Consider the following 24263-nt stretch of genomic DNA (forward strand, 5'->3'; position numbering starts at 1 on the left):
TGGGGGGTAAAATGGGGAGTACTTTTGCTTTACTAGAAAAATATAACAGTCTATAACCAGATACCCCCCACTAAAAACGACAGGTCAGGTATATGGGTTCACTAACAGCAAAAGCCGTTCAGTCTCTGATAAAAGCAGGCGGTGTTGGTAAGTTTGGAGATGAGCGAGGCTTATACCTGAAGATCCCCTCAAAAGGTGAACCTTACTGGATGCTGAGATACACAGCACACTCAAAAAGACGAGAAATCACTTTAGGCAAGGTTTCTATAGTGTCACTCGCAGAAGCCCGTAGTCTTGCAGAAGATGTTCGCAAAAAGGTTCTGGCTGGAGATGATCCTATCGCAGAAAGGAAGCTAAACAGACCTGAAGAACTGACTACAGTGAATGAGCTGTTTGAAGACTGGCATAAAGATCTTGTTAAAAGATTAAAATATCCGGGCATACCTGAAAGGGTTTACCGAAAAGACATTGCTCCTGACCTGCCCCCAGTATTAGATACAACGCTCAGTTAGTAATGTCGGTTTGTTTACCTTCTAATTTTCCATTTCTCCAGCTTGCTGCAAATTCAGCCGGCGTCTGGTATTTAAGCGATGAATGAGGTCTGGACTCGTTATAGTCCTGCCGCCAGTCATTAATGATTTTCCGGGCATGAAGAATATCGCTGAACCAGTGTTCATTCAGGCATTCATCCCGAAAGCGACCGTTGAAACTCTCAATAAATCCGTTCTGCGTTGGCTTGCCCGGCTGGATTAAGCACAGCTCAACGCCATGTTCAAAGGCCCATTGATCGAGCGCGCGGCAGGTAAATTCCGGGCCCTGATCGGTTCTTATCGTTGCAGGATAGCCACGAAACAGCGCAATGCTGTCCAGAATACGTGTCACCTGAACGCCTGTAATCCCGAATGCCGTGGTGATCGTCAGGCACTCCTTCGTGAAATCATCCACGCAGGTCAGGCACTTAATCCGGCGGCCGCTGGCAAGTGAATCCATGACAAAATCCATCGACCATGTCAGGTTCGGCGCATCCGGGCGCAGAAGCGGAAGCCGTTCAGTCGCCAGCCCCTTACGGTGCCGCCTGCGTTTTACACCCAGACCGTTAAGGTGATAGTTGCGGTAAACCCGCTTGTGGTTGACGTGAAAGCCCTCCCGACGCAATAACTGCCAGATGCGCCGGTAACCAAATCGGCGGCGTTCAAGTGCCAGCTCTGTGATACGTAAAGACAGCTGCGCGTCAGCAGCCGGGCGCTGAGCCGAATAACGGCAGGTTGAAAGTGACAGATCGGCCAGCCTGCAGGCACGGCGTTGCGACAGACCCGTTGTCTCACACATGGCTTCCACGGCTTCCCGTTTCTGGTCCGTCGTCAGAACTTTCGGCCCAGAGCCACGTGAGGCGCCTCCTTATCCAGCATGGCTTCAGCGAGCAGCTTCTTAAGGCGGGCGTTCTCCTCTTCAAGTGACCTGAGCCGCTTCACTTCGGGGACTTCCATGCCGCCAAACTTCTTGCGCCAGGTGTAAAAGGTGGCGTCTGAAATAGCATGCTTACGGCAGAGTTCCCGGGCTGAAACCCCGGCTTCGGCCTCGCGGAGAATACTGATGATCTGTTCGTCGGAAAATCGCTTCTTCATGGGAATGTCCTCATGTGACTGATGAAGACATTACTAACATCGCGGTGTGTTAATCAACGGGGAGCAGGTCAGTTCATGATAGTAAGCCTTCAGGGTCAGATCTTTAAATACTTCATAGTTTCCAACGGAAAACCATTCCTTAATTTCCTTCGTATGTTCTGTGGTCCAGTTCTTCATGATGTCATACCTTAAAAAACTTTGTCGAAAGGTCCAAAATATAATAAGAAGATCAGCTTTGTTCTCTGTTATTAATCTTTTTAGCATTAACATCCAGATAATGTATAACAATTTATACATAAGCCAAACTTAATATATACTGAGTTAAATGGCAAAATAAATAACCAAATAAACACAAACTATTGAATTTAATGCATTTTTTAAAGGTTGAGCAAACCTATTCGTTCATATAAACTTATGATTTTTTAGTGCGTATTGCGTTTAACATATTAAGGATGGATATATGAGTAAGCCCCTCAACGAATCTTTTTTTAAAACATTATTTTTAGGCCTTATCCCTTTAGTGTTAGGAACTTTAGTTTTTGGAATCATACTTGAATCTTATAAAAGCGATCTGAACTTTAGAGCAGATATCATGAAGGAGTATTATTCACCTTTAATAAACAAGGAAAGACAGTGTAGTGGTATATCTAAATCCCTCTCTAATGATTATGTTCAAAAAATTGGTCTTTATAATGAATTAATTAGCAGATATAATGCTTTTAAAGATGGTTCAGGCCCGAGGCTGACAGAAGAATATAAATCATATTTGGTTGCTTTGCTCAAAAAGACTTCTGAATATAATGATAATTCTGAAAAGCACCATAAAGAACTTCTTACTTGTAGACAGGAAATGTATCAAGATTTCATTAATATAGCCCTGGTAACAGGAACTGTAGATCAATTTCATAAATTCAATAATAAGTTGAGCGAATCTCTCACCAAACTCGATGCTGAATCTCAGCAAAAAGGTAATGAAGTTAAGACCGCTCTTTCTGGTGTAAATGTCTCTGAAATAATCAATGAGTTTTTTATCGCAGGTGATCTAACTGATGAAAGGTTTTCTTCATCTAAAAAGACAGAGGATGCTATAAATACGGTTTTCAAACCATTACTATCCTCTTTCGCTTTCCAAGCTAATATTGAAAACAAAGTGAATAATAGTTATTATGGTTTGTATAACAGTTACAATTCTGTCTTAGAAAATGAGATTAGTTCAAGATATAAGAGAAATTGGTTAGCAAAACTGCTTAACTAAGTTATAACCAGCCTATTGATAGCTATTCTTTAGGCTGGGTTAAATGTTTTTAAATCTCAAAATCTTTTATTTTTTTCCCACCTGCAATAGCATCCGAGATAATTATTGGAGTTCTTCCCTGCCCCGTCCACGTTCTCTGATTACCTTGCTCGTCAGTATACTGATATTTTGCAGGACGAGCTTTTCTAACAGACTTAGCACGAGTTCCATTCTTAGAAGAACGTCCATTTAAAAGTTCCTGAGGATCAATACCATCTTTGAGGAGCTGAGCATGGATAGCTTTAAGTTTGGCTTGTTTCTCCTCCTGTTCCTTGCGAACATAATCTTGCTCATCTCGGAGTTCTTCTACAACTGTGGCGAGTTTCGCAAGCATCTCTTCAAGTAATTCTAATGGGGTTTCACGAGCTTGTGCCCGAAGAGTGCGTATGTTGTTGAGATTTCTTAGAGATTCACTCATGACTAATCATTCCTGTGATTAAAAATAAGATTGCTTCCGATATGATACATTCTCATTTTACACTACAGATTCAGCCAATTTTCAAGCATCACAAGATCAAGGCATAACTCTCAATGCTTGATATTTAAGCAATAAGCATACCAATCACCTCACAGTTCCACCTTTTCACAAAACCGTATAAATCATTGATTATAATAAGTATATTATTATTCACCTTCCATTTTTTTATCAAGAAGTTTATGATTAGACGGCTCTGATTACATTATCATCTTCAATGATATCATCTGTAAGAATGCAATAAGTATGGATTTTCAGTCTGAATCACTTCATAAGGAAATTATTATGTCAGCATTGAAGTTCCCCTTTACCGTTTATCAGACACGGCACAGGTTCAATGATTACAGCACTGATGATATGAAGTGTGGAGACCTTAGTGAAAAGCAACTAAGAAGCGATTTGGGTTTGGATGATGTTTCTGATGTGGTTGATCCCTGGACTGGAAAAGAAGTATCTATATTCAACTCTTTCCGGGATACCCGCCCAAAATCCAGAACAGAAATGGCTGAACTTCTTTTCAATGAGTTTCTTCGTGTTTCTATGCCTGCATATTATCTTGGGCAGCACCAAATATTCAACAATCTTGTAAAGCATCTCTATCACGGGAATGGAAAAAGTTATTCCAGCCCTTTCCTTGATAGTGCATATAAAAATCTAATTATCTGCGGGCAATCTTCTCCACTGTCTCCATTGACTGTAATTAAGTCTTCATTAGATAAGATCATCGTTACCGGACAAAAAAGCTTATCAGACTCAGATATAGAGTTAATAACACCAGCAATAAGAAATTCCATACTTCCTAAGTTCAATAGATGGACTGATAGTTTCAATGGATTAGGAATGTCGATACATGATATTCATGCTACAAACATACAGATAAATCAGATCGATATAACTGACAGTGGTTATGTAGCAAAAATAACATTTACAGGGCAAGACCATTTCGGTCTCGATAAAACTGACATCATGAATCCTAAATTTCATTTTATCAGAGCATTTCGTATTTGGTTTGTCCTTCAAAGATGGGAACACTTCGCTTTTAAACCTTTCTTAACTAATATGAAAGCTGAATTTGAAATAAATAGCAGGAGAAATTAATGAGATTCAAAAAGACTACAGTTTTTATTGTGGCATTGATAATGTTAGCATTATTCTATGTTAACTTCTTTAATTCTCCAAAAGTGCTTGCAATTCATGACTCTGATACCAGAAAAGATTTTTTGGTTAAAAACATCCCTTTCTCTGATAGTGACAAAATAAAGTGGTGGGATAATAATGGAGTCAAAACCATTTCTTCCCGTGAAACTTACAATGTTTCAATCTGGGACTTTAATGGTAAGTATCAAAAACTCGCCCCCAAGAATTCAGGTGCTTTTCCAGACCATGATACTGATTACTTACTGTGCTTTGATGACATGAAATCAGATGAGAATTGTATAGACAAGTCAAACTGGATGATGGACATCACTAAAACAAAGGATGGATATACTTACTACCGACTTGATGGCGAGTCATACTATCGAAAACCTTCTGGTGAACTGGTCAAAGGTGAGCGATTTACGACAACCATAAAGCCTGTGAGCTGACCAAATGGTCACTTCTCTCAACGGGGAGTGGATTGGGGGGTAAAATATAAAATAGCCTGAAAAATAAACTTAAGTATATGATCATCATAAACAATATAAATACAATCAACATACAGATTCAGAATATCGAGTAATTTCCCGCCCGGCAGGTCAGTTATAAAGCGTCAGCAATGGCGCTTTGTTCATTTTTCAGGCATTATCTTTCGGGTTTCACCTCCCTATGTGGCTTTTGACTCCCACCTGCGGCTTCATTATCACGTAAAGATTGATAAACGTTCATTTCCAGACACTTCCGGAACACACTTTAATCATGCTTTGCATTTAGGATGATTTCTTTTTAAATTGCTGATTTTAAAATAATTTTTCTGGATTTAACTCTTTTTACGTTCCCGACGCACTGTCTCCATGAAACAGATCAATCCTGTGAATCACGGAGTTTCCCTTTTTTTGAAGGCACTTTTTGATAAAGTATCGGTCGAATTCAATACAGCCGTACCGCTTTAAGACTCATGGAAGTGCTCTTTATGCGATACCCCCCTCAACTTCCATGAAGGTTGTTAATGAAAAACACCGGAAAATTTAGCAGTTCGCTGCTGCATCCGCGTTATTGGTTTACCTGGTTTGGCCTTGGCGTACTCTGGCTGCTGGTCCAGCTTCCTTATCCTGTTCTCATGCGTCTCGGTGCCGGTGCCGGCAAAATCTCTCGCCATTTCCTGCAGCGCCGCGAGCGTATTACCCGTCGTAACATCGAACTCTGCTTCCCGGGTATCAGTGAAGAAAAAATCGAACACATGATCGCTGGTAACTTCGCATCGCTAGGCATGGCCCTGGCTGAAACCGGTATTGCCTGGTTCTGGTCTGACCGGGCAGTAAAACGCCTGTTTAACGTTTCAGGTATGGATAATCTTCACGCTGCGCAGAACGAAAAGCGCGGTGTGATGCTGATTGGCGTACATTTCATGTCGCTGGAGCTGGGCGGACGCATCAGTGGACTCTGTCAGCCGATGATGGCGATGTATCGCCCGCACAATAATCAGGCGATGGAGTATGTGCAGACCAAAGGCCGCATGCGTTCTAATAAAGCGATGATTGACCGTCGTGATCTGCGCGGTATGGTTCATGCTCTGAAACAGGGTGAATCGGTCTGGTTTGCACCAGACCAGGATTACGGCCCTAAAGGCAGCACCTTTGCGCCACTGTTTGCGGTGGAAAAAGCTGCCACTACCAACGGGACTTTTGTTCTGTCGCGTCTGGCGAAGCCAGCGATGGTACCGATTATGCTGATTCGTAATCCAGGAAATGATGGCTACCATTTAATCATCGAACCGATGCTGGAAAATTATCCTCATACCGATGAGGCTGCTGCTGCCGCTTACATGAATAAAGTGATCGAAAATCAGATCCTGCGTGCACCCGAACAGTACCTCTGGCTACATCGCCGATTCAAAACCCGTCCGCCGGGTGAACAGTCACTCTATATCTGAGTAAACTGATAAAGCAGGCCGCGTGCCTGCTTTTTTGTTTTAATCTCCGGGTTCACTCCTTTTGTTCCTCCCTTTCCTCTTTCCCGATCCCCCTCTCCTCATCATGCCTCTCGCGTTATAGCAATGGCTCTTGTTTCTGCTGCTCAACATGCCTGTTCTGCGGTAAGCAGGCTGGTATCAGAGAGATTATTAGGGAATGATGAATCTTCTTATCTCGTTATTAACGGACACCTTATGGATATCAATGACACACAGCAGTGGCAGCGTCCGCTGATTGACGATCGCCTCACACCTTACATTGAAGTGGATGCAGCACGCCTGGAATGCAACCTGCAGCATATGCAGCGCAAAGCCCGTGCTGCTGGCGTCGCGTTGCGTCCGCATATCAAAACGCATAAAAGCGTCTGGATTGCCCGGCGACAGATTGAGTCTGGCGCGCAGGGGATCACCGTCTCAAAACCCAGCGAAGGCATCAGTTTTATTCAGGGTGGTATACGCGATCTGTTGTTAGCCTATCCGGTTGTACATCCGCAAAGCGTGGCTGAATTACTGCGCCTCGCCGTGCTTCATCAGGTCAGACTCACCCTGATTGCGGACAGCCTGCAGGGCGTGGCGGCGATCGCTGAGGCCTGCCAGCATCAGCCAGGGTGCGAGCTGGCGGTGGCGATTAAAGTGGATGTTGGGTTACATCGCATTGGCGTCAATCCCGATACAGATGACGCCGTGCTGATTGCCCGGGCATTACAGGACAAGGGATTACGCTTTGCCGGATTAGTGTCACATGCCGGTCACGCTTATGGTGCGGGTCATGCCGCAGCCATTGCGGAGGTCGCCCGCCAGGAAACGGCATTGATGCAGCGCGTTCAGGCAAAACTGCAGGCTGCGGGTTTTACCGACTGCCCTCTCTCAGTGGGGTCAACCCCAACTGCGCTGGCAGCAGAGATTGCGCCCTGCATTAATGAAATCCGGCCCGGTAACTATGCACTGTTGGATCTTACTGCCTGCCGCCTTGGGTTAAGCCACGTCGATCAACTGGCAATGAGCGTCATTACCCGCGTTGTGGCGGTAAACGATCATTTCGCCATTGTTGACGCCGGATCAAAAATGCTGAGTTCGGATAAAGGGCCGCACGGCACCAATGCCAGCGGCTTTGGTGTTGCAGCAGACGAAGCGGGCAATACGTATGAAGTGACGAAGTTATCCGAGGAGCACGGTTTTCTGCTGTTTCAGGATCGCCGCCCTGAAGTCGGCAGGCTGCTGCGTATCTTCCCGAATCACAGTTGCGCAGTGATGGCGCAGTCGGATGGCTTTGTTCTGCGTCACGCCAGTGGTCATAGCGAAGATCATGCCGTTTCTGCGCGTGGCAACTTCATCTGATTCTGCGGCAGACAGCCTCATCCGTTGTCTGCCTTTTGTACGAAACCCTGTCAACACCACACTTCTACTGTTACACCGTTTTAACAAGTCTGGCCCCATGCTTTAATGCCTTTTTCGCTTATCCATCGGAGGTTACATGCTCTCCTCTCGCACGCTGAGCCTGACGATCCCACGTCACTGGTTAGATCTTTATGAAACCATCTGGAAGCCGGAATTTTTCGCAAAGTGGGCATCCGGGTTAACGCACAGTGCATTAGAACCCGATGGACATCGCTGGCGTGCTAAAGGGCCCCTGGGCAATGTGAAGCTCAGGTTCTCACCACACAATCCGTTTGGCGTAATGGATCACTGGATTGATAACGGCTCAGGAAAGGAGATCTATGTGCCGATGCGCGTGATCGCTAATGAACAGGGTGCCGAGGTAATGGTTACGGTTTATCGCCAGCCATTTACTTCAGATGAGAGATTTAAGCAGGATATTGAATGGGTTAGCAATGATCTGGAGAAACTCAATCAGCTTCTGACACAGTAAATCAAGGACTTAGAGTGCGTTTTTCTCTGTACTTATCGCTGGTCGCTAACGAAAAAAAATAGAAAAACTTCTGACATTAAAGCATAAAGCGCTTATCTGATTACTCATCCCCGATACACATTTACCACCAACCCTGCTTAAGCATCTCCGCCAGGAAAATTCCTGGCTTAACCCGCTTTCACATAGCTGATCTTCCCGGATTTCAGGCTTCTCTGTCTCCCCTGATGACCTTCTGCCTTAGAGACATACATTAATCATCAACAGTTGTTTATCACTGCTCTCCTGAAGATTTAATATTTATCATGCATAAAGTGAAACCATTTATTTCTGCGGTCGTGTAATCAGACTTTTCTTATGGTGTTAAATTAAATAAAACAATGTATAAATCATTCCACACACAGCAATACCCATAATGATAAAGCAGGAAAAAGTCATGGACCGCTCAACCTATCCTTTGTTATCAGAAAAAGAATTCGTTGAGATTGCCGCAAGGATGCTGGCAGGAGAATATAAAAATACAAAAGGATTTATTCGTGATCTGGCGGAATTTCTGTTAGCTGCAGGGGATTCCGCCATGACACGAAACAGGGAATTTACCAGGGATATCTATTTTTTATCTGAGCATCATTTGATTGAATCAATAATAACATGGCAAGCCTGGAGAGGTATTTCAGGACTTCGGCCGGAAAAATTGCACTAACTAACGGTGTCACAGCAACCTCTTCTTGCCGTTACACAATTATTTAATTCTCACAGAGTTGATGAACTCTAACGAGTATATTATGGCAATACGTGAAAGCAGTCTTAATAGCGCAAAATGGTCTCTGCTCTCTTCAATCAAAATTATTGGCATTGGCGTGTTGCAACTCTCGTTGCTGGCGCAGATTCTGCAGGCGAATGAGCTAAACCTGCTGGCGATTGCCATAATTGCCTTACTGTTTATTGATACTCTGGCCGATCGCGGCTTCTCAAATACACTGATCCGTCGCTGTATGCTCTCAATCAATGACCTCTCAACCATTTACTGGGGTAATATGTTGATGGGTGTCGCGGTGTTTGGTCTGTTATTTACGGGCAGTCACCTGCTGAACAGCCTGTTTAATCAGCCCGAACTGGCTCTCATGCTGCAGATGGTTTCAGTGGTGTTTATTATCATTCCTCAGGGTCAGCATTACCGCGCGGTATTGCAGCGTGAAAAGCAATATACACGCATTGCTTTTGCTGAAACGTCCTCAGTGTTAGCCGGACTTGCAGTCACCTTATTTACCGTCTGGCTGACACCTTCTGTATTATGTGCGATCTGGGGTTACCTTGCGATGGCTTCCATTCGCATGCTGATTTACTGCTACTATGGTCGCTCATGGTTCCAGCCGGAATATCACTTTAGTCTGAATGCTTTTGCTAAAATTCGTGCAAGAAACAAATAATAAAATAAGTCTGTATGGTGGGCTCTGAGCATCCGAAACGATGCGTTGGCGTGCTGTTAACCAGCACGCCTTTCTTTTTGTTAATCCTGTCGATATATTTTTACTCCTTTCTTTAGCTGCAGCATCCCGTTCTTTCTATCTCCTTTACAGACCAATGTCTGACCTGCAAATTTCTGGCCGTCATGGGCTGTAAATCTCCCCCCCTGGTTCTGAGTCAGTTAACACCAGCCAGGCCCGCGCGACTCCTCTGCACATCGTCTCATCTTAACCTTCACCAGCATTCATCACCGGTTTTGCACTGAAAAGTCTTTCTATGCTGATGCCGGGCCGGACTGGTATACACTGCGCAAATCCCGGACGCCGACCACCTGAAATCTCTGTCGCCGCCTGTTAAGCAATGCTGTAGCCTTGCCGCCGTCTTACTGGAGTCTGCTATGTTACTGACCGTTCTCTACATTATTGGTATTACTGCTGAAGCCATGACAGGTGCGCTGGCGGCGGGTCGCCGCAAAATGGATCTGTTCGGGGTCATTATTATTGCGTCAGTGACCGCAATCGGTGGTGGCTCGGTGCGCGATATCCTGTTGGGTCACTATCCGCTGGGTTGGGTGAAAAATCCCGAATACATCATGATTGTGGCGGCTGCGGCGGTTGTCACCACATTCCTGGCGCCCCTGATGACCCACCTGCGCAAAGTTTTTCTGGTGCTGGATGCATTAGGTCTGGTGGTCTTTTCGATTATCGGCGCGCAGGTTGCACTTGATTCCGGACACGCCATGATTATTGCCGCGATAAGCGCAGTGATTACAGGTGTCTTTGGCGGCGTACTGCGTGACATGTTCTGTAATCGCATTCCGCTGGTGTTTCAGAAAGAGCTGTACGCCGGTATCGCTTTCGCCTCGGGCTGGATGTATATCCTGCTGCTGAAAACCACGCTGGCGCATGAAGCGGTGATTATCATTACCCTGCTGTTCGGCTTTTTTGCCCGTTTACTGGCGCTGCGCTTCCGTCTCGGTTTGCCGATTTTCAACTATCCCCACCCCGAGCATTGAGGACGCAGGAATACCCTGCTGTTGCAGGAACGCGATGAGGGCCTGCAGACGGGCATCCTGAAACTGCTCAGCCAGGCGCGTTGCCAGCCCCGCACCAACGCCCGGCAGAGTTTGCCAGGCCATAACATCCCGCCGCATTACGCTCTCCCACTGCTGATCGGGCAGCGCATTCAGGGCTTTTTGCGGCAATGAAACGCCAAGGGCCTTCACCCATCGACGAAACGGTTGCTGACGAGTGAGATTAAAACGGTGCCAGAGCTGATCTGCACGTTCAGGAGAAAGACCCGTCGCGGCGGCAATCTGTTCCGGTGTTAACGTCAGCCAGCCGAACAGATGCGTCATACTGCCGCTTTCCAGTAAGCGCAGCCAGGTGCTGCGCTCAACCCCAGGAATATTCAGCACCGTTTTCTGGCTGAGCCAGCGTAATTTCGCCAGTAACTGCTTCTGGCACTCAGCGCTGAAGGTATAACAACTCAACGGCGTATAACGCGACGCCTCGGGAGGCAGAGGATAATGTCGCTCTGCCACGCGCCAGATGACCCGCTCCAGCCGGGGAATGCCCTGACCCGCCAGACTCAGCGTGACCACATCGCCCGCTACGATATCGCTCTCCTGCCAGCGACGTAGCGATCCGACATTAACCCGCCTGACCGTTTTATCATCCAGTTGCACTGGCTGAAGATTAAGTACCGCCGCTATTTTTCCGGTTCGGCCAATGGGGAAATCGACGGAGAGCACTTCAGCACTGACTTCAGGAGGCTGATATTTCCAGGCAACCGCCCATATACCCTCGCCTGGCAGCCAGTTTTTGCCTGCAGGCCGCAGACTCTGATGAACCACCACGCCGTCTGTGACAAAAGGCAGCGCAGCATGAAACCAGCGCTCACGCCAGATGGCTACGTCCTCTTCATCTTTAACGTTGTGGCTCCATTCTGCTGCAATGCCCAGCCCCCAGCGGCTGAGTTGCTCATGGCGCTCCGTCATTGTGGCGGGACCATCTGGCCATGCCCAGATGAAAACACCGAGCGAATCCAGCAGCGGAGTCCGCTGCCTGCTCATCATCGCGCCGGCCACCAGTGAGCGCGCATTTTTGCCGCCATCAATCGCCTGCTGATGACCGTTCATCAACAAAAACAGCTCGCCCTGCAGTACAACCTCGTCGAGAGGGGTCTCGATATGCAGCGGAATTGCCGGGATCCAGGCGGCTTTAGCCAGCCACTCTTCACCGCGCAATCCATCGCCACGACTTAACAACGAGACCAGCCTGCCATGGCGATACACCAGTGAAACGGCGATGCCATCAACTTTTGGCTGCACCCAGAGATCGCGTCGCCCCTGCATCCAGTAAGCCAGTGCCAGCTTGTCGCGCATCTTTTTTACGCCAGTATGGGCGATTGGATGCAGGTGCTCACCCTTGCCAGGCAGTTGCGGGGAATAAGTGGGCTGAGAAGCGCTAAAGCAGTGTTGCCAGGTAACAAGCCGCTGCTGCAGCGCATCGTAATCCGTGTCAGCCACCGGACTCTGCCCCTGGCGATAGTAAGCGTCATCCCAGTGTTGCAGTTGCTGTTGCAAACGGCCAATCTCTTCAGTCGCCCGTACGGGTGTCCAGACCGGACAAACGGCACTGTGCGCAGGCCATAGGGCGAACCACAGAATAATCGCAGATAGCGGCCAGCCGAATCCTTTCATACTCTTTCCTCTGACGTTTTGTGGCATTCAACAGCAATGCATTAGCGTCAGCCAGAGGCGAGGTTTCGTTCCGGAAGAGATGCCAGGGTAATCCGTGAACCATTACAGCTGCCCGACAGAGATTTGCGCGCAGATGCGCAAAAGATTGGGTGTTCTCGCTGCGCAAACGCTGCGTGGCAACGGGAAGCTGTGTATACTGTGCAGGAAATCGACTCCGCTTTTAATCAATTCAAGAAAACCATGGCTCAAGGCACGCTCTATATTGTTTCTGCTCCCAGCGGTGCAGGGAAATCCAGCCTGATTCAGGCACTGTTAAAGACCCAGCCGTTGTATGACACGCAGGTCTCTGTTTCGCACACGACGCGCGGTATGCGCCCGGGTGAAACCCATGGCGAACATTACTTTTTTGTTGAGAAACATGAATTCGAGCAGATGATCGCGGAAGATGCTTTCCTCGAACATGCCCGGGTTTTTGACAACTACTACGGTACGTCACGCCATGCCATTGAGCAGGTGCTGGCAACCGGCGTTGACGTGTTCCTCGACATCGACTGGCAGGGCGCGCAGCAAATCCGCGCTAAAATGCCTGGCGCACGCAGCATCTTTGTTTTGCCGCCTTCGAAAGAAGAGCTCGATCGCCGTCTGCGCGGTCGTGGTCAGGACAGCGAAGAGGTGATCACACGTCGCATGGCTCAGGCAGTAGCGGAAATGAGCCACTACGCCGAGTATGACTATTTAATTGTGAATGATGATTTTGATCTGGCGCTGTCCGATCTGAAAACCATTATTCGCGCAGAACGTCTGCGTATGGCGCGTCAGAAGGCGCGTCACGATGCTTTAATCAGCAAACTGTTGGCAGTCTGAATACAGTTTCAGTATGATGCGCAGTCATTTCTTCATCTGTGGAGTAGCACACCTATGGCACGCGTAACCGTTCAGGACGCAGTAGAAAAAGTTGGTAATCGTTTTGACCTGGTGTTGGTCGCTGCACGTCGTGCACGTCAGATGCAGGTTGGCGGCAAAGATCCGCTGGTTCCGGAAGAGAACGATAAACCTACCGTTATCGCCCTGCGCGAAATCGAAGAAGGTTTGGTCACCAATCAGATTTTAGATGTGCGTGATCGTCAGGAACAGCAAGAGCAGGAAGCCGCTGAGTTACAGGCCGTTACCGCTATCGCTGAAGGTCGTCGTTAACAGCCACCTGCAGGTCGCCCTTGTATCTGTTTGAAAGTCTCAATCAACTGATTGAAAAATACTTGCCAGAGGAGCAGATCAAGCGCCTCCAGCAAGCCTACCTTGTCGCACGTGATGCCCACGAGGGACAGACACGCTCCAGTGGTGAGCCTTATATCACCCATCCGGTTGCCGTGGCCTGTATTCTGGCGGAAATGAAGCTCGACCATGAAACGCTCATGGCCGCGCTGCTGCATGACGTGATCGAAGATACGCCCGCCACTTACCAGGATATGGAACAGCTGTTCGGTAAAAGCGTGGCGGAGCTGGTCGAAGGCGTTTCAAAGCTGGATAAGCTGAAATTCCGCGATAAGAAAGAAGCGCAGGCTGAGAACTTCCGCAAGATGATTATGGCGATGGTGCAGGATATCCGCGTCATTCTCATCAAGCTGGCTGACCGCACCCATAATATGCGCACCCTTGGGTCTTTACGCCCGGACAAACGTCGTCGCATCGCGCTGGAAACGTTAGAGATTTATAGTCCGCTGGCACACCGCCTGGGTATTCATCACCTTAAAACAGAGCTGGAAGAGCTCGGTTTTGAAGCACTTTACCCGAACCGTTATCGGGTGATTAAAGAGGTGGTGAAAGCTGCGCGTGGTAATCGTAAAGAGATGATCCAGAAGATTCTTTCTGAGATTGATGGCCGTTTACAGGAAGCGGGCATTCCCTGCCGCGTCAGCGGTCGCGAAAAGCATCTTTACTCGATTTACCGCAAAATGACGCTGAAAGAGCAGCGTTTTCACTCGATCATGGATATCTATGCCTTTCGCGTCATCGTGAAAGATCTGGATACCTGCTATCGCGTTCTGGGCCAGATGCACAGCTTATATAAGCCGCGTCCGGGCCGCGTTAAAGATTATATCGCCATCCCCAAAGCCAACGGCTATCAGTCGCTCCATACCTCCATGATCGGCCCGCACGGCGTGCCGGTTGAAGTGCAGATTCGCACCGAGGATATGGATCAGATGGCAGAAATGGGGGTCGCTGCGCACTGGGCTTATAAACAGGCGGGCGAAAGTGGCACCACTGCACAGATTCGCGCGCAGCGCTGGTTGCAAAGCCTGCTCGAGCTGCAGCAGAGTGCGGGCAGTTCATTTGAATTTATTGAAAGCGTGAAGTCCGATCTTTTCCCTGATGAGATCTACGTCTTTACGCCTGAAGGTCGCATTGTTGAGTTGCCAACCGGCGCGACGCCGGTAGATTTCGCCTATGCGGTGCACACCGATATCGGCCATGCCTGCGTCGGCGCACGCGTTGACCGCCAGCCTTATCCGCTGTCGCAAACCCTGACCAGCGGTCAGACGATTGAGATCATCACCGCGCCAGGCGCTCGTCCAAACGCCGCCTGGCTCAATTTTGTCGTCAGCTCCAAAGCCCGCGCCAAAATTCGTCAGCTCCTGAAGAACCTCAAGCGCGAAGACTCGGTTAATCTGGGTCGCCGCCTGCTCAGCCATGCGCTGGGCGGTAGCCGTAAACTGGCTGAAATCCCGGCTGAGAATATCAGACAGGAACTGGACCGCATGAAGCTGACTTCCCTTGATGATCTGCTGGCGGAAATTGGCCTCGGTAATGCGATGAGCGTGGTGGTGGCGAAGAACCTGCTGCAGGCTGACAGCAAGGCCATCACCAGCACCAGCAAGCGCGGTAAACTGCCGATTAAAGGCGCAGATGGCGTGTTGATTACCTTCGCCAAATGCTGCCGACCGATTCCTGGTGACCCGATTGTTGCCCATGTCAGTCCTGGCAAAGGGCTGGTGGTGCATCATGAATCCTGCCGAAACATTCGTGGCTACCAGAAAGAGCCAGAAAAATTCATGCCGGTCGAGTGGGATAAAGTCACCGAGCAGGAGTTCGTAGCAGAAATCAAAGTCGACATGTTTAACCATCAGGGCGCGCTGGCTAATCTGACGGCGGCCATCAACACGGCGGGTTCGAATATTCAGAGCCTGAATACCGAAGAGCGTGATGGTCGCGTCTATAGCGCCTTTATCCGCCTCACCGCACGTGACCGCGTTCATCTGGCGAATATCATGCGTAAAATTCGCGTGATGCCGGATGTGATCAAAGTCCACCGTAACCGTAATTAGGCATGAACGATCAACGTTTTGCCCGGATTCAGGCGATGCTGGCACTGCGCCAGCACGACCTGACGGTCTGCATGGAGCAGGTGCATAAACCACACAATGTTTCAGCGGTGATCCGCACGGCCGACGCCGTTGGCATCCACGAAGTGCATGCCGTCTGGCCGAGCCAGCGGATGCGCACGCAGGCTTCCGCGTCTGCCGGCAGCAACAGCTGGGTGAAAGTGGTCACCCATCCCACCATCGGCGATGCCGTAAAACAGCTCAAACAGCAGAAGATGCAGGTTTTAGCGACCCATCTCTCCGCCGATGCGGTGGATTTTCGTGAGATCGATTATACCCTTCCCACCTGCATTCTGATGGGGCAGGAAAAAACCGGCATCACCGAAGAAGCGCTGGCGCTGGCTGATCGTCAGATCGTGATCCCCATGGTGGGTATGGTGCAGTCGCTGAATGTCTCGGTCGCCTGCGCGCTTATCCTCTATGAAGCCCAGCGACAGCGGCAGAACGCCGGTCTTTACCTGCGCGATTACAGCCTGCTGGACGAGGATGAGCAGCAACGCCTGCTGTTCGAAGGCGGATTCCCGGTGCTCGCGCGGGTCGCAAAGCAGAAAGGTCTACCCTATCCGCGCATCAATGCGCAGGGCGAAGTCGACGCCGATCCCAGCTGGTGGGCAACCATGCAGTCGACCGGTAAAAGACGATGAAAGGCCGTCTGCTGGATGCCATTCCGCTCAGTACACTGACCGGCGTCGGTGCCAGCCAGGCAGCAAAACTGGCCAAAATTGACCTGCACACCGTTCAGGATCTCCTGCTTCATCTTCCGCTGCGCTACGAAGACCGCACCCAACTCTATGCTATTAATGATCTGCTTCCCGGTATCTGGGCCACAGTCGAAGGCGAAGTGCTGCACACAGATATCACTTTTGGTCGTCGCCGGATGATGGTGTGTCAGATCAGCGATGGCAGTGGCGTGCTGACAATGCGCTTCTTCAATTTTAATGCCGGGATGAAGAACAATCTGTCGCCGGGACGGCGTGTTACCGCTTATGGTGAAATTAAGCGCGGTCAGCGCGGCGCTGAGATTATTCACCCCGAGTACCGCATCCAGGGCGAGCAGAGCAATGTGACGCTGGAAGAGACCTTAACACCGGTTTATCCCACGACCGAAGGCATTCGACAGGCCACGCTGCGTAATCTCACTGACCAGGCGCTGACGCTGCTGGAAAGCTGCCCGATTGCCGAGCTGTTGCCGAAGGAGTTAAGCGGCGGCTTAATCAGCCTGCCAGATGCGCTGCGCACACTGCATCGTCCGCCGCCCGATCTCCGGCTCAGCGAGCTGGAAAGTGGCCGTCATCCGGCACAACGCAGATTAATTCTTGAAGAGCTGCTAGCGCATAATCTCAGCATGCTGGCAGTGCGCGCCGGCGCTCAGCGCTATTACGCGTTACCGATGCCGCCGCGACACAATCTCAGTGACCAGCTGCTGGCCGCGCTGCCTTTCTCGCCGACCAATGCGCAAAAGCGCGTGGTGGCGGAGATAGAGAAAGATCTGGCCAATGATTTCCCGATGATGCGGCTGGTGCAGGGCGACGTCGGCTCGGGTAAGACACTGGTGGCTGCGCTCTCTGCGCTGAACGTTATCGCCCATGGCAAGCAGGTTGCGCTGATGGCACCGACCGAACTGCTGGCTGAACAGCACGCCAGTAACTTCCGCCAGTGGTTTGCGCCGCTGGGGATTGAAGTCGGCTGGCTGGCCGGAAAACAGAAAGGCAAAGCCCGCCAGGCACAGCAGGAGGCGATAGCCAGCGGTCAGGTAGCAATGGTCGTGGGCACACACGCTCTGTTTCAGGAGCAGGTGCAGTTCAATGGTCTGGCGCTGGTCATTATTGATGAGCAGCACCGCTTCGGCGTCCACCAGCGTCTGGCCTTGTGGGAAAAAGGTGAGGAGCAGGGTTTCCATCCGCATCAGCTGATCATGACCGCCACACCGATTCCGCGCACCCTGGCGATGACCGCGTATGCCGATCTCGATACCTCAACCATCGACGAACTGCCGCCGGGACGTACTCCGGTGACCACCGTGGCTATCCCCGATACGCGACGCGAGGAGATTGTGGCGCGGGTTGAGCATGCCTGCCGGGAGGGACGTCAGGCCTACTGGGTCTGCACGCTGGTTGAAGAGTCAGAGCTGCTGGAAGCACAGGCGGCAGAAGCCAGCTGGGAATCCCTGAAAACCGCGCTGCCCGACTTAAATATCGGACTGGTGCATGGCCGCATGAAACCCGCTGAAAAACAGGCGGTCATGCAGGCGTTTAAAGCGAATGAACTCCAGCTGCTGGTAGCGACGACCGTCATTGAGGTCGGCGTGGACGTGCCGAATGCCAGCCTGATGATTATCGAAAACCCTGAGCGGTTAGGGCTGGCACAGCTGCATCAGTTGCGAGGCCGTGTGGGTCGTGGTGCCGTGGCATCACACTGCGTACTGCTCTACAAAGCGCCGCTGAGCAAGACGGCGCAGAAGCGTTTACAGGTACTACGCGACAGCAATGACGGCTTTGTTATTGCCCAGTTCGATCTGGAGATTCGCGGACCGGGTGAACTGCTGGGCACACGTCAGACCGGCAACGCCGAATTTAAAGTGGCCGACCTGCTGCGCGATGCGGCGATGGTGCCCGAAGTTCAGCGTGTGGCGCGCCACATCCACCAGCACTATCCCGAGCAGGCCAGCGCTCTGATTGAACGCTGGCTGCCAGAGAACACCCGTTTTACCAACGTCTGAATGAGATCCCATCAAGTCGGCTTTTATATCCGTGCCGGGCAAACGATTGCTTTTGCCCGGCGGATGATTACAATCGCCACATTATTTTTTGGGAAGAACAGAAGATGTCCACCAATCCTCAGCCAGACCAGCCTTCCGCCACGCAAAGCGAACTGATTTATCGTCTTGAAGATCGTCCACCTCTGCCGCAAACGCTGTTTGCCGCTGGTCAGCATCTGCTGGCGATGTTTGTCGCGGTCATCACGCCCGCCATACTGATCTGTCAGGCGCTGGGCCTGCCCGCAGAAGATACCCGGCACGTTATCAGCATGTCGTTGTTTGCTTCAGGTGTGGCATCGCTGCTGCAAATCAAAACCTGGGGACCGGTGGGTTCGGGTCTGCTGTCGATTCAGGGCACCAGCTTTAACTTTGTGACGCCTTTGATCATGGGCGGGATGGCGCTGAAGAATGGCGGCGCTGACGTGCCCACCATGATGGCGGCGCTATTTGGCACGCTGATGGTGGCCTCCTGTACCGAAATGGTGCTGTCACGCGTATTGCATCTGGCTCGCCGGATTATCACGCCGCTGGTTTCCGGTATCGTGGTGATGATTATTGGGCTGTCGCTGATTCAGGTGGGGCTGACCTCGATTGGCGGTGGTTTTAGCGCGATGAGTGACCATACCTTTGGCGCGCCAAAGAATCTGATGCTGGCCGGTGCCGTGCTGCTGGTGATCGTGCTGCTTAACCGGCAGAAAAACCCCTATTTGCGCGTCGCCTCCCTGGTGATTGCGATGGCCGTGGGCTATCTGCTGGCCTGGGCGATGGGCATGCTGCCGGCAGCGGGCATCCCTGCTGATCAGCCGCTGATCGTGGTGCCGACCCCGCTCTATTACGGGCTGGGCTTCGACTGGAATCTGCTCATCCCGCTGATGCTGGTGTTTATGGTGACCTCCCTGGAAACCATCGGCGATATCACAGCCACCTCGGATGTGTCGGAACAGCCCGTCAGCGGCCCGCTCTATATGAAGCGCCTGAAAGGCGGTGTGCTGGCGAATGGCCTCAACTCCTTTGTCTCCGCGCTGTTTAACACTTTCCCTAACTCCTGCTTCGGTCAGAACAACGGTGTGATTCAGTTGACCGGCGTGGCCAGCCGCTACGTGGGCTTTGTTGTCGCACTGATGCTGATCGTGCTGGGGCTGTTCCCGGCGGTCAGCGGTCTGGTGCAGATGATCCCTGAGCCGGTACTCGGCGGCGCAACCATTGTGATGTTCGGCACCATTGCCGCCTCAGGTGTTCGCATCGTGTCACGCGAGCCGCTTAATCGTCGCGCCATCATGATTATCGCGCTGTCGCTGGCGGTGGGTCTGGGCGTGTCTCAGCAGCCACTGATCCTGCAGTTTGCCCCCGACTGGCTGAAAACGCTGCTCTCTTCCGGCATTGCCGCAGGCGGTATTACCGCAATCGTGCTCAACCTGATTTTTCCGCCAGAGAAGTAAGGCCACAGGCAGGCTTCGGCCTGCCTGCTAATTATTCGGATTTACATCCAGGCTGTTGAGCTGTAACGGTAATTCAGGCATAACAACCTCTCACCGGATTTAACTCGGGAAGGATGCTATGAAATTTATTGGAAAGTTTTTCCTCACCTTACTTTTACTGCTGCTTTTTACCCTGGTCGTGATCTATGTACTGCTGCAGACACAGTGGGGTGCAGGCTGGTTTAGCCGTTGGGTGAGCGACAAAACCGAATGGCATCTCTCCCTGAGTAAAATTGAACACAATTTCTCTTCTCCCTCTCATATCATTCTGGATGACTTCAGCTTTGGTCACGATGGTCAGCCTGCGGTGCTGGTCGCGAAACGGGTTGATCTCGGCCTGGCGCTGATTCAGTTCAGCGATCCGCTGCATTTCAGCAGCCTTGAGCTGCGCGATGGGGAAGTGAATCTGGCTAATCTGGCGCAGGGCAGCACGCTGCCGATTCAGGCCGATCGCCTGCAACTCAATAATATGCGTATCGACAGTCCCAAGAGCGCATTACCGCTGTTTGCTCAGCAGGTTAATGGCGGCATCCTGCCGTGGAAGCCCACGGGGCTGGATATGCTGGGTCGCGATGCCCGCTTCCAGATGAGCGCAGGCAGCATGACGCTGAATAATGTGCCGGGTGAAAACGTCCTGATTCAGGGCAGTGTTTCCCAGGGTCGGATGCGCTTTGACAATATTGGTGCCGACCTGGCGCGTGGCTCCATGACCGGTAACGGTGAGCGCGATGCCCAGGGCAACTGGAAAATTAATCAGCTGCGACTGAACGACATCCGTCTGCAGACTACCAGCAGCCTGAAAGATTTCCTGCATACCCTGCAGGTTGTTCCGTCAATTGCCATTACCCGCCTCGACATGACCGATGCCCGTCTGCAGGGGCCTGACTGGGCGGTGACAGATCTGGATCTGACGCTGAGAAACGTTAACTGGCAGGGAGATGACTGGCAGAGTAACGACGGTTCACTGGCGCTGAATGCCAGCAATTTTATCGACGGTGGATTCGAGCTTAATGACCCTATCCTTAACCTGGATTTCTCACCGCAGGGTGTGGCGCTGACACAATTCAGTTCACGCTGGGCGAACGGGGTGATTCGGGCTGACGGTGACTGGTCGCGCAGCAATAAGCGCCTGACGCTGAAAAATCTGGCCGTTGCCGGACTGGAATACACGCTGCCGCAGGACTGGCGTGACCGCTGGCAGGCGACACTGCCCGCGTGGCTGGAGAGTGTAGAGGTAACGCGTTTCACCTCTAACCGTAACCTGATTATCGATATTAATCCGGCGTTTCCCTTCCAGCTGACTTCACTGGATGGCGCTGGCGAAAACCTGCTGCTGGCTCAGCAGCATCAGTGGGGGATCTGGTCGGGTAAGCTCAGCCTGAACGCGGCAGAATCGACCTTTAACCGCACCGATCTGCGTCATCCGTCGATTGCGCTAAGTGCTGACCCGCAGCAGATTCAGGTTACTGAACTGAGTGCGTTCAGTAACAAGGGCCTGCTCGAAGGAACCGCCACCGTAGGTCAGCAGCCAGCCCGTCCGCTGACGCTGCAACTGACGGGTCGGGCAGTGCCGGTGAATGTGTTGCAGAACTGGGGATGGCCCGTATTGCCGTTAACCGGTGACAGTAATATGCAGCTGCAACTAAGCGGTGCATTACCCGCAGGCCAGCCACTGCGCCCGACCGTGAATGGCACTCTGTCGGTGACGACGGACAGTCAACAGTTACAGCAGACAATGCAGGCCGGTCAGGTGCGTTAACAGGATCAATAAGGGCCGCGGAGGCGGCCCTTATGATTAGTTGATACGTGCGCCGGAACCGCCCTCTTCCAGCGGCCCGTCAGGATCGGCAGGCAGAACAATATAGACCCCCTCAAACACAGCGCCACACTCATCGTCGCCAAAAAGCTCAACTTCAAGCTGCACACGTGCTTTACGTCCGCGCGCCAGACGGTCGAGATCGCCGCTTAATGAGCCGAGGTCAGCAATCGCGCCAGGCCGGCCACTAATCGGGTGGCTGTAGCGAATGTGCGCATCCGCCAGAATAATGGTGCCGCCCAGATGGCGCTCGCGCAGCAGTAACCAGATCAATCCCCAGCCGGTCAGCGTGGCCAGCGAGAACAGACTGCCAGCAAACAACGTCTGATGTGGATTCTGATTGCCCGCTTCCGGCATGGTGGTGATAAATTTCTGCCCGGTAAACTGCAGAATACGGACACCCATCTTCTCGCTGAGCGGAATATGATCATACCAGGCCTGCTGCAGCTGTCCGCACCAGTCGGCACGATGCAGGATATCATCGAGCGTAACGACAGGCTTGATCATCAGAAAGTGGCGAACCGGCGTCGTCTGGGGCGCGGTAATCTCGCCCTGGTTGACGTAGCCGAGCTTAGCGAAGAATGCGACAGCATCTTCGCGGGCACTACAGGTTACCCGTTTAGCTCCTTCCTGACGCGCTACCGACTCCAGCGTCATCGCCATTAGCGTTCCCAGCCCTTTACCCTGCACCGAAGGATGAACGGCCATGAAGCGGATAGCGGCCTCATTGTCGGCATTAATGTAGAGACGGCCGATAGCGACCGGATTTCCCTGTTCATCAACCACCATCTGATGATGTGCCAGGGCATCCCAGGCGTCACGTTCTGACCCCTGCGGTTGACGCAGAGGTTTACGTAACATCTCCCAGCGGAACTGATAATAGATATCCAGCTCTTCCGCCGTCTGTGGCACGCGAAGGTGATACATGTAATGTTTCTCCCGCTCGGATGTATGGCCTGTTCCCTGCCGCTCAGCTGACGATCTCACACCTGCAACCAGAACGTCACAGGACCATCATTCACCAGCGAGACCTGCATATCTGCAGCAAAACGGCCATTCGCCGTAGTAATCCCCTGCTGGCGACAGCAGTCGCTGAAGTATTCATACAGACGTTCGGCTTCAGCAGGTTCAGCGCCACCCGAAAACGAGGGGCGCATCCCTTTTTGCGTATCCGCGGCCAGCGTAAACTGCGACACCACCAGCACACTTCCGCCCGCCTGGCGGACACTCAGGTTCATCTTGCCCTGCTCATCGCTAAAGATGCGATAGCCCAGTACACGTTCTGCGAGACGTTCCGCTCGCGCGTTGTCATCGCCTTTTTCTACGCCCAGCAGAACCAGTAAACCCGCGCCAATTTCACCGGTCACTTCCTGATCGACGCTGACGCTGGCGCGCTGCACGCGCTGAATCAATGCAATCATGTTTCCTCGCGTTGCTCTTCTTGTTGGTGTTGCTGCTTCAACTGCCGATAGTCAGCTAACGCGACGGTTATTTCAGCGCCCAGCAACACAATACACCAGGTCCAGTAGACCCAGAGAAACAGAATGGGGATCACGGCCAGTACGCCGTAGATCAACTGATATGAAGGGAACATAGTAACATAGAGCGCAAAGCCCTTTTTACCCAGCTCAAACAACGCCCCGGCAACCAGCGCGCCAATCAGCGCATCACGCGGTGGCACCCGTTGGGTGGGAACAATGCTGTAGAGTAACCAGAAGGCGAACCACGACAGCAGAAGCGGGAAAATGCGCAGCATCTGATCGACCAGACTGGTTACGCCAGTGGCATTAATCCAGCGCAGGGAAAGCAGATAAGAGCTGATTGCCAGGCTGGCACCGGCCAGCAGCGGACCGAGCGTCAGGATCATCCAGTAGACGGCAAAGGAGTAAACCATCGGTCGCTTTTTGTTGCTGCGCCAGATGGTGTTTAACGCCGTATCGACCGAATGCATCAGCAGTAAGGCGGTCACGATAAGACCGACTGCCCCGACCGCCGTCATCCTGTTTACGTTAGCAACAAACTGTTCAAGATAGCGTTGCAACGTGTTACCTGCAGCAGGCATCAGATTGTTGAAGACAAACTGTTTTAACTGCACGCTGATGTCAGAGAAAACCGGAAACGCCGCAAACAGGGCAAAGACCACTGCAATAAGCGGCACTAACGCCAGTAATGAGACATAAGCCAGATTACCGGCCTGGGTCGTCATGCCATCCTCATCAATGCGTTTCCATAACAGCCTGAGCCACAACCAGAACGCATGCAGCCTGGGGCGAAATTTACGTGACATCAT

Annotated in this window: 24 protein-coding genes; 17 read left to right on the forward strand and 7 right to left on the reverse strand. The window is 51.3% G+C overall.

All coding sequences use genetic code 11. The features are described 5' to 3' along the window. The first annotated feature begins 92 nt into the window (after positions 1 to 92). On the forward strand, positions 93 to 512 hold the full coding sequence (locus Q7C21_RS20410) for an Arm DNA-binding domain-containing protein (protein ID WP_008926956.1): 420 nt from the start codon (positions 93 to 95) through the stop codon (positions 510 to 512). Here Q7C21_RS20410 and Q7C21_RS20415 read toward each other — a convergent pair. Both Q7C21_RS20415 and Q7C21_RS20420 read right to left on the reverse strand, forming a co-directional pair. Beyond that, a protein-coding gene (locus tag Q7C21_RS20415) for an IS3 family transposase (protein ID WP_375151062.1) occupies positions 505 to 1625 on the reverse strand; the annotation gives its coding sequence in 2 pieces (ribosomal slippage) (positions 505 to 1367 and positions 1367 to 1625; 1122 coding nt in all). The two genes, Q7C21_RS20410 and Q7C21_RS20415, sit on opposite strands and share 8 nt — an antisense overlap. Before the next feature lie 33 nt (positions 1626 to 1658). Further along, entirely contained in the window at positions 1659 to 1922 is a 264-nt protein-coding gene (locus Q7C21_RS20420; protein ID WP_313904343.1) for a DUF6387 family protein, read from the reverse strand. A gap of 163 nt (positions 1923 to 2085) precedes the next feature. Here Q7C21_RS20420 and Q7C21_RS20425 point away from each other — a divergent pair, with 163 nt between their 5' ends. Next, positions 2086 to 2880, forward strand: a complete 795-nt coding sequence (locus tag Q7C21_RS20425) for a hypothetical protein (RefSeq protein WP_033762395.1) — start codon at positions 2086 to 2088, stop codon at positions 2878 to 2880. A 49-nt stretch (positions 2881 to 2929) separates the two neighbouring features. Here the strand turns inward: Q7C21_RS20425 and Q7C21_RS20430 are convergent, their stop codons facing one another. After that, complete coding sequence (locus Q7C21_RS20430) at positions 2930 to 3337, reverse strand: H-NS family nucleoid-associated regulatory protein (protein ID WP_375151063.1); 408 nt, start codon at positions 3335 to 3337, stop codon at positions 2930 to 2932. Between the two features lie 342 nt (positions 3338 to 3679). Between Q7C21_RS20430 and Q7C21_RS20435 the strand changes: the two genes are divergently transcribed. The 8 genes from Q7C21_RS20435 (at position 3680) to Q7C21_RS20470 (ending at position 10852) form a co-directional block, all read left to right on the forward strand. Next, the gene (locus Q7C21_RS20435; protein WP_003851338.1) at positions 3680 to 4492 is read left to right on the forward strand and encodes a DUF3289 family protein; all 813 of its coding nucleotides are present in this window, start codon (positions 3680 to 3682) and stop codon (positions 4490 to 4492) included. After that, positions 4492 to 4980 (forward strand): DUF943 family protein, encoded by a 489-nt coding sequence (locus Q7C21_RS20440; protein WP_008926959.1) that lies wholly within the window; start codon positions 4492 to 4494, stop codon positions 4978 to 4980. Before Q7C21_RS20435 ends, Q7C21_RS20440 begins: the two co-directional genes overlap by 1 nt. A gap of 560 nt (positions 4981 to 5540) precedes the next feature. After that, a complete protein-coding gene (gene lpxP / locus Q7C21_RS20445; protein WP_003851339.1) occupies positions 5541 to 6464 on the forward strand; it encodes a kdo(2)-lipid IV(A) palmitoleoyltransferase in 924 nt (307 codons plus the stop codon). 234 nt (positions 6465 to 6698) lie between these two features. Further along, on the forward strand, positions 6699 to 7841 hold the full coding sequence (locus Q7C21_RS20450; RefSeq protein WP_375151064.1) for an alanine racemase: 1143 nt from the start codon (positions 6699 to 6701) through the stop codon (positions 7839 to 7841). Between the two features lie 136 nt (positions 7842 to 7977). Further along, positions 7978 to 8373, forward strand: a complete 396-nt coding sequence (locus Q7C21_RS20455) for a hypothetical protein (protein ID WP_039660561.1) — start codon at positions 7978 to 7980, stop codon at positions 8371 to 8373. 433 nt (positions 8374 to 8806) lie between these two features. Further along, entirely contained in the window at positions 8807 to 9073 is a 267-nt protein-coding gene (locus tag Q7C21_RS20460) for a hypothetical protein (RefSeq protein WP_039660605.1), read from the forward strand. 82 nt (positions 9074 to 9155) lie between these two features. Beyond that, the gene (locus Q7C21_RS20465; RefSeq protein ID WP_003851343.1) at positions 9156 to 9800 is read left to right on the forward strand and encodes an oligosaccharide flippase family protein; all 645 of its coding nucleotides are present in this window, start codon (positions 9156 to 9158) and stop codon (positions 9798 to 9800) included. A 434-nt stretch (positions 9801 to 10234) separates the two neighbouring features. Next, positions 10235 to 10852 carry a trimeric intracellular cation channel family protein gene (locus Q7C21_RS20470; protein WP_008926964.1) on the forward strand — a complete coding sequence of 206 codons (618 nt, stop codon included), beginning with the start codon at positions 10235 to 10237 and terminating at the stop codon, positions 10850 to 10852. Here the strand turns inward: Q7C21_RS20470 and ligB are convergent. Then, entirely contained in the window at positions 10790 to 12541 is a 1752-nt protein-coding gene (gene ligB, locus Q7C21_RS20475; RefSeq protein WP_375151065.1) for an NAD-dependent DNA ligase LigB, read from the reverse strand. The two genes, Q7C21_RS20470 and ligB, sit on opposite strands and share 63 nt — an antisense overlap. Positions 12542 to 12781: 240 nt before the next feature. Here ligB and gmk point away from each other — a divergent pair, with 240 nt between their 5' ends. The 7 genes from gmk (at position 12782) to Q7C21_RS20510 (ending at position 21916) form a co-directional block, all read left to right on the forward strand. Continuing rightward, a complete protein-coding gene (gene gmk, locus Q7C21_RS20480; protein WP_033743562.1) occupies positions 12782 to 13405 on the forward strand; it encodes a guanylate kinase in 624 nt (207 codons plus the stop codon). A gap of 54 nt (positions 13406 to 13459) precedes the next feature. Next, entirely contained in the window at positions 13460 to 13735 is a 276-nt protein-coding gene (gene rpoZ / locus Q7C21_RS20485; protein ID WP_003851346.1) for a DNA-directed RNA polymerase subunit omega, read from the forward strand. Between the two features lie 20 nt (positions 13736 to 13755). Next, complete coding sequence (gene spoT / locus Q7C21_RS20490; protein WP_003851347.1) at positions 13756 to 15864, forward strand: bifunctional GTP diphosphokinase/guanosine-3',5'-bis pyrophosphate 3'-pyrophosphohydrolase; 2109 nt, start codon at positions 13756 to 13758, stop codon at positions 15862 to 15864. A 2-nt stretch (positions 15865 to 15866) separates the two neighbouring features. Next, entirely contained in the window at positions 15867 to 16565 is a 699-nt protein-coding gene (trmH, locus tag Q7C21_RS20495) for a tRNA (guanosine(18)-2'-O)-methyltransferase TrmH (RefSeq protein WP_003851348.1), read from the forward strand. Next, a complete protein-coding gene (recG, locus tag Q7C21_RS20500) occupies positions 16562 to 18640 on the forward strand; it encodes an ATP-dependent DNA helicase RecG (RefSeq protein WP_003851349.1) in 2079 nt (692 codons plus the stop codon). The genes trmH and recG overlap by 4 nt, the downstream gene beginning before the upstream one ends. A 104-nt stretch (positions 18641 to 18744) precedes the next feature. Then, on the forward strand, positions 18745 to 20118 hold the full coding sequence (locus tag Q7C21_RS20505; protein ID WP_003851350.1) for an NCS2 family protein: 1374 nt from the start codon (positions 18745 to 18747) through the stop codon (positions 20116 to 20118). A gap of 118 nt (positions 20119 to 20236) precedes the next feature. Further along, positions 20237 to 21916 (forward strand): AsmA family protein, encoded by a 1680-nt coding sequence (locus tag Q7C21_RS20510; protein ID WP_003851351.1) that lies wholly within the window; start codon positions 20237 to 20239, stop codon positions 21914 to 21916. 36 nt (positions 21917 to 21952) lie between these two features. Here the strand turns inward: Q7C21_RS20510 and fabY are convergent, their stop codons facing one another. Genes fabY through Q7C21_RS20525 form a run of 3 tightly spaced genes read right to left on the reverse strand, consistent with a single transcriptional unit; the run spans position 21953 to position 24263 of the window. After that, complete coding sequence (gene fabY / locus Q7C21_RS20515; protein ID WP_003851352.1) at positions 21953 to 22900, reverse strand: fatty acid biosynthesis protein FabY; 948 nt, start codon at positions 22898 to 22900, stop codon at positions 21953 to 21955. Between the two features lie 56 nt (positions 22901 to 22956). Continuing rightward, on the reverse strand, positions 22957 to 23394 hold the full coding sequence (dtd, locus tag Q7C21_RS20520; RefSeq protein ID WP_003851353.1) for a D-aminoacyl-tRNA deacylase: 438 nt from the start codon (positions 23392 to 23394) through the stop codon (positions 22957 to 22959). Further along, positions 23391 to 24263 (reverse strand): virulence factor BrkB family protein, encoded by an 873-nt coding sequence (locus tag Q7C21_RS20525; RefSeq protein ID WP_003851355.1) that lies wholly within the window; start codon positions 24261 to 24263, stop codon positions 23391 to 23393. The genes dtd and Q7C21_RS20525 overlap by 4 nt, the downstream gene beginning before the upstream one ends.

Origin of the sequence: Pantoea sp. ANP04 (assembly GCF_041982285.1) — a bacterium.
In the GTDB taxonomy this organism is placed as follows: Bacteria; Pseudomonadota; Gammaproteobacteria; order Enterobacterales; family Enterobacteriaceae; genus Pantoea; species Pantoea eucalypti.

Excerpts from the sequence above, each read along its gene's own strand:
- Q7C21_RS20525 (WP_003851355.1), bottom strand. The coding sequence starts at position 24,263 with ATGATGTCACGTAAATTTCGCCCCAGGCTGCATGCGTTCTGGTTGTGG.
- Q7C21_RS20435 (WP_003851338.1), top strand. The coding sequence starts at position 3,680 with ATGTCAGCATTGAAGTTCCCCTTTACCGTTTATCAGACACGGCACAGG.
- trmH (WP_003851348.1), top strand. The coding sequence starts at position 15,867 with ATGAACGATCAACGTTTTGCCCGGATTCAGGCGATGCTGGCACTGCGC.
- lpxP (WP_003851339.1), top strand. The coding sequence starts at position 5,541 with ATGAAAAACACCGGAAAATTTAGCAGTTCGCTGCTGCATCCGCGTTAT.
- Q7C21_RS20460 (WP_039660605.1), top strand. The coding sequence starts at position 8,807 with ATGGACCGCTCAACCTATCCTTTGTTATCAGAAAAAGAATTCGTTGAG.
- ligB (WP_375151065.1), bottom strand. The coding sequence starts at position 12,541 with ATGAAAGGATTCGGCTGGCCGCTATCTGCGATTATTCTGTGGTTCGCC.
- Q7C21_RS20430 (WP_375151063.1), bottom strand. The coding sequence starts at position 3,337 with ATGAGTGAATCTCTAAGAAATCTCAACAACATACGCACTCTTCGGGCA.
- gmk (WP_033743562.1), top strand. The coding sequence starts at position 12,782 with ATGGCTCAAGGCACGCTCTATATTGTTTCTGCTCCCAGCGGTGCAGGG.
- Q7C21_RS20455 (WP_039660561.1), top strand. The coding sequence starts at position 7,978 with ATGCTCTCCTCTCGCACGCTGAGCCTGACGATCCCACGTCACTGGTTA.
- dtd (WP_003851353.1), bottom strand. The coding sequence starts at position 23,394 with ATGATTGCATTGATTCAGCGCGTGCAGCGCGCCAGCGTCAGCGTCGAT.
- fabY (WP_003851352.1), bottom strand. The coding sequence starts at position 22,900 with ATGTATCACCTTCGCGTGCCACAGACGGCGGAAGAGCTGGATATCTAT.
- Q7C21_RS20510 (WP_003851351.1), top strand. The coding sequence starts at position 20,237 with ATGAAATTTATTGGAAAGTTTTTCCTCACCTTACTTTTACTGCTGCTT.
- Q7C21_RS20425 (WP_033762395.1), top strand. The coding sequence starts at position 2,086 with ATGAGTAAGCCCCTCAACGAATCTTTTTTTAAAACATTATTTTTAGGC.
- Q7C21_RS20450 (WP_375151064.1), top strand. The coding sequence starts at position 6,699 with ATGGATATCAATGACACACAGCAGTGGCAGCGTCCGCTGATTGACGAT.
- Q7C21_RS20440 (WP_008926959.1), top strand. The coding sequence starts at position 4,492 with ATGAGATTCAAAAAGACTACAGTTTTTATTGTGGCATTGATAATGTTA.
- rpoZ (WP_003851346.1), top strand. The coding sequence starts at position 13,460 with ATGGCACGCGTAACCGTTCAGGACGCAGTAGAAAAAGTTGGTAATCGT.
- Q7C21_RS20470 (WP_008926964.1), top strand. The coding sequence starts at position 10,235 with ATGTTACTGACCGTTCTCTACATTATTGGTATTACTGCTGAAGCCATG.
- Q7C21_RS20465 (WP_003851343.1), top strand. The coding sequence starts at position 9,156 with ATGGCAATACGTGAAAGCAGTCTTAATAGCGCAAAATGGTCTCTGCTC.
- recG (WP_003851349.1), top strand. The coding sequence starts at position 16,562 with ATGAAAGGCCGTCTGCTGGATGCCATTCCGCTCAGTACACTGACCGGC.
- Q7C21_RS20420 (WP_313904343.1), bottom strand. The coding sequence starts at position 1,922 with ATGTATAAATTGTTATACATTATCTGGATGTTAATGCTAAAAAGATTA.
- Q7C21_RS20410 (WP_008926956.1), top strand. The coding sequence starts at position 93 with ATGGGTTCACTAACAGCAAAAGCCGTTCAGTCTCTGATAAAAGCAGGC.
- Q7C21_RS20505 (WP_003851350.1), top strand. The coding sequence starts at position 18,745 with ATGTCCACCAATCCTCAGCCAGACCAGCCTTCCGCCACGCAAAGCGAA.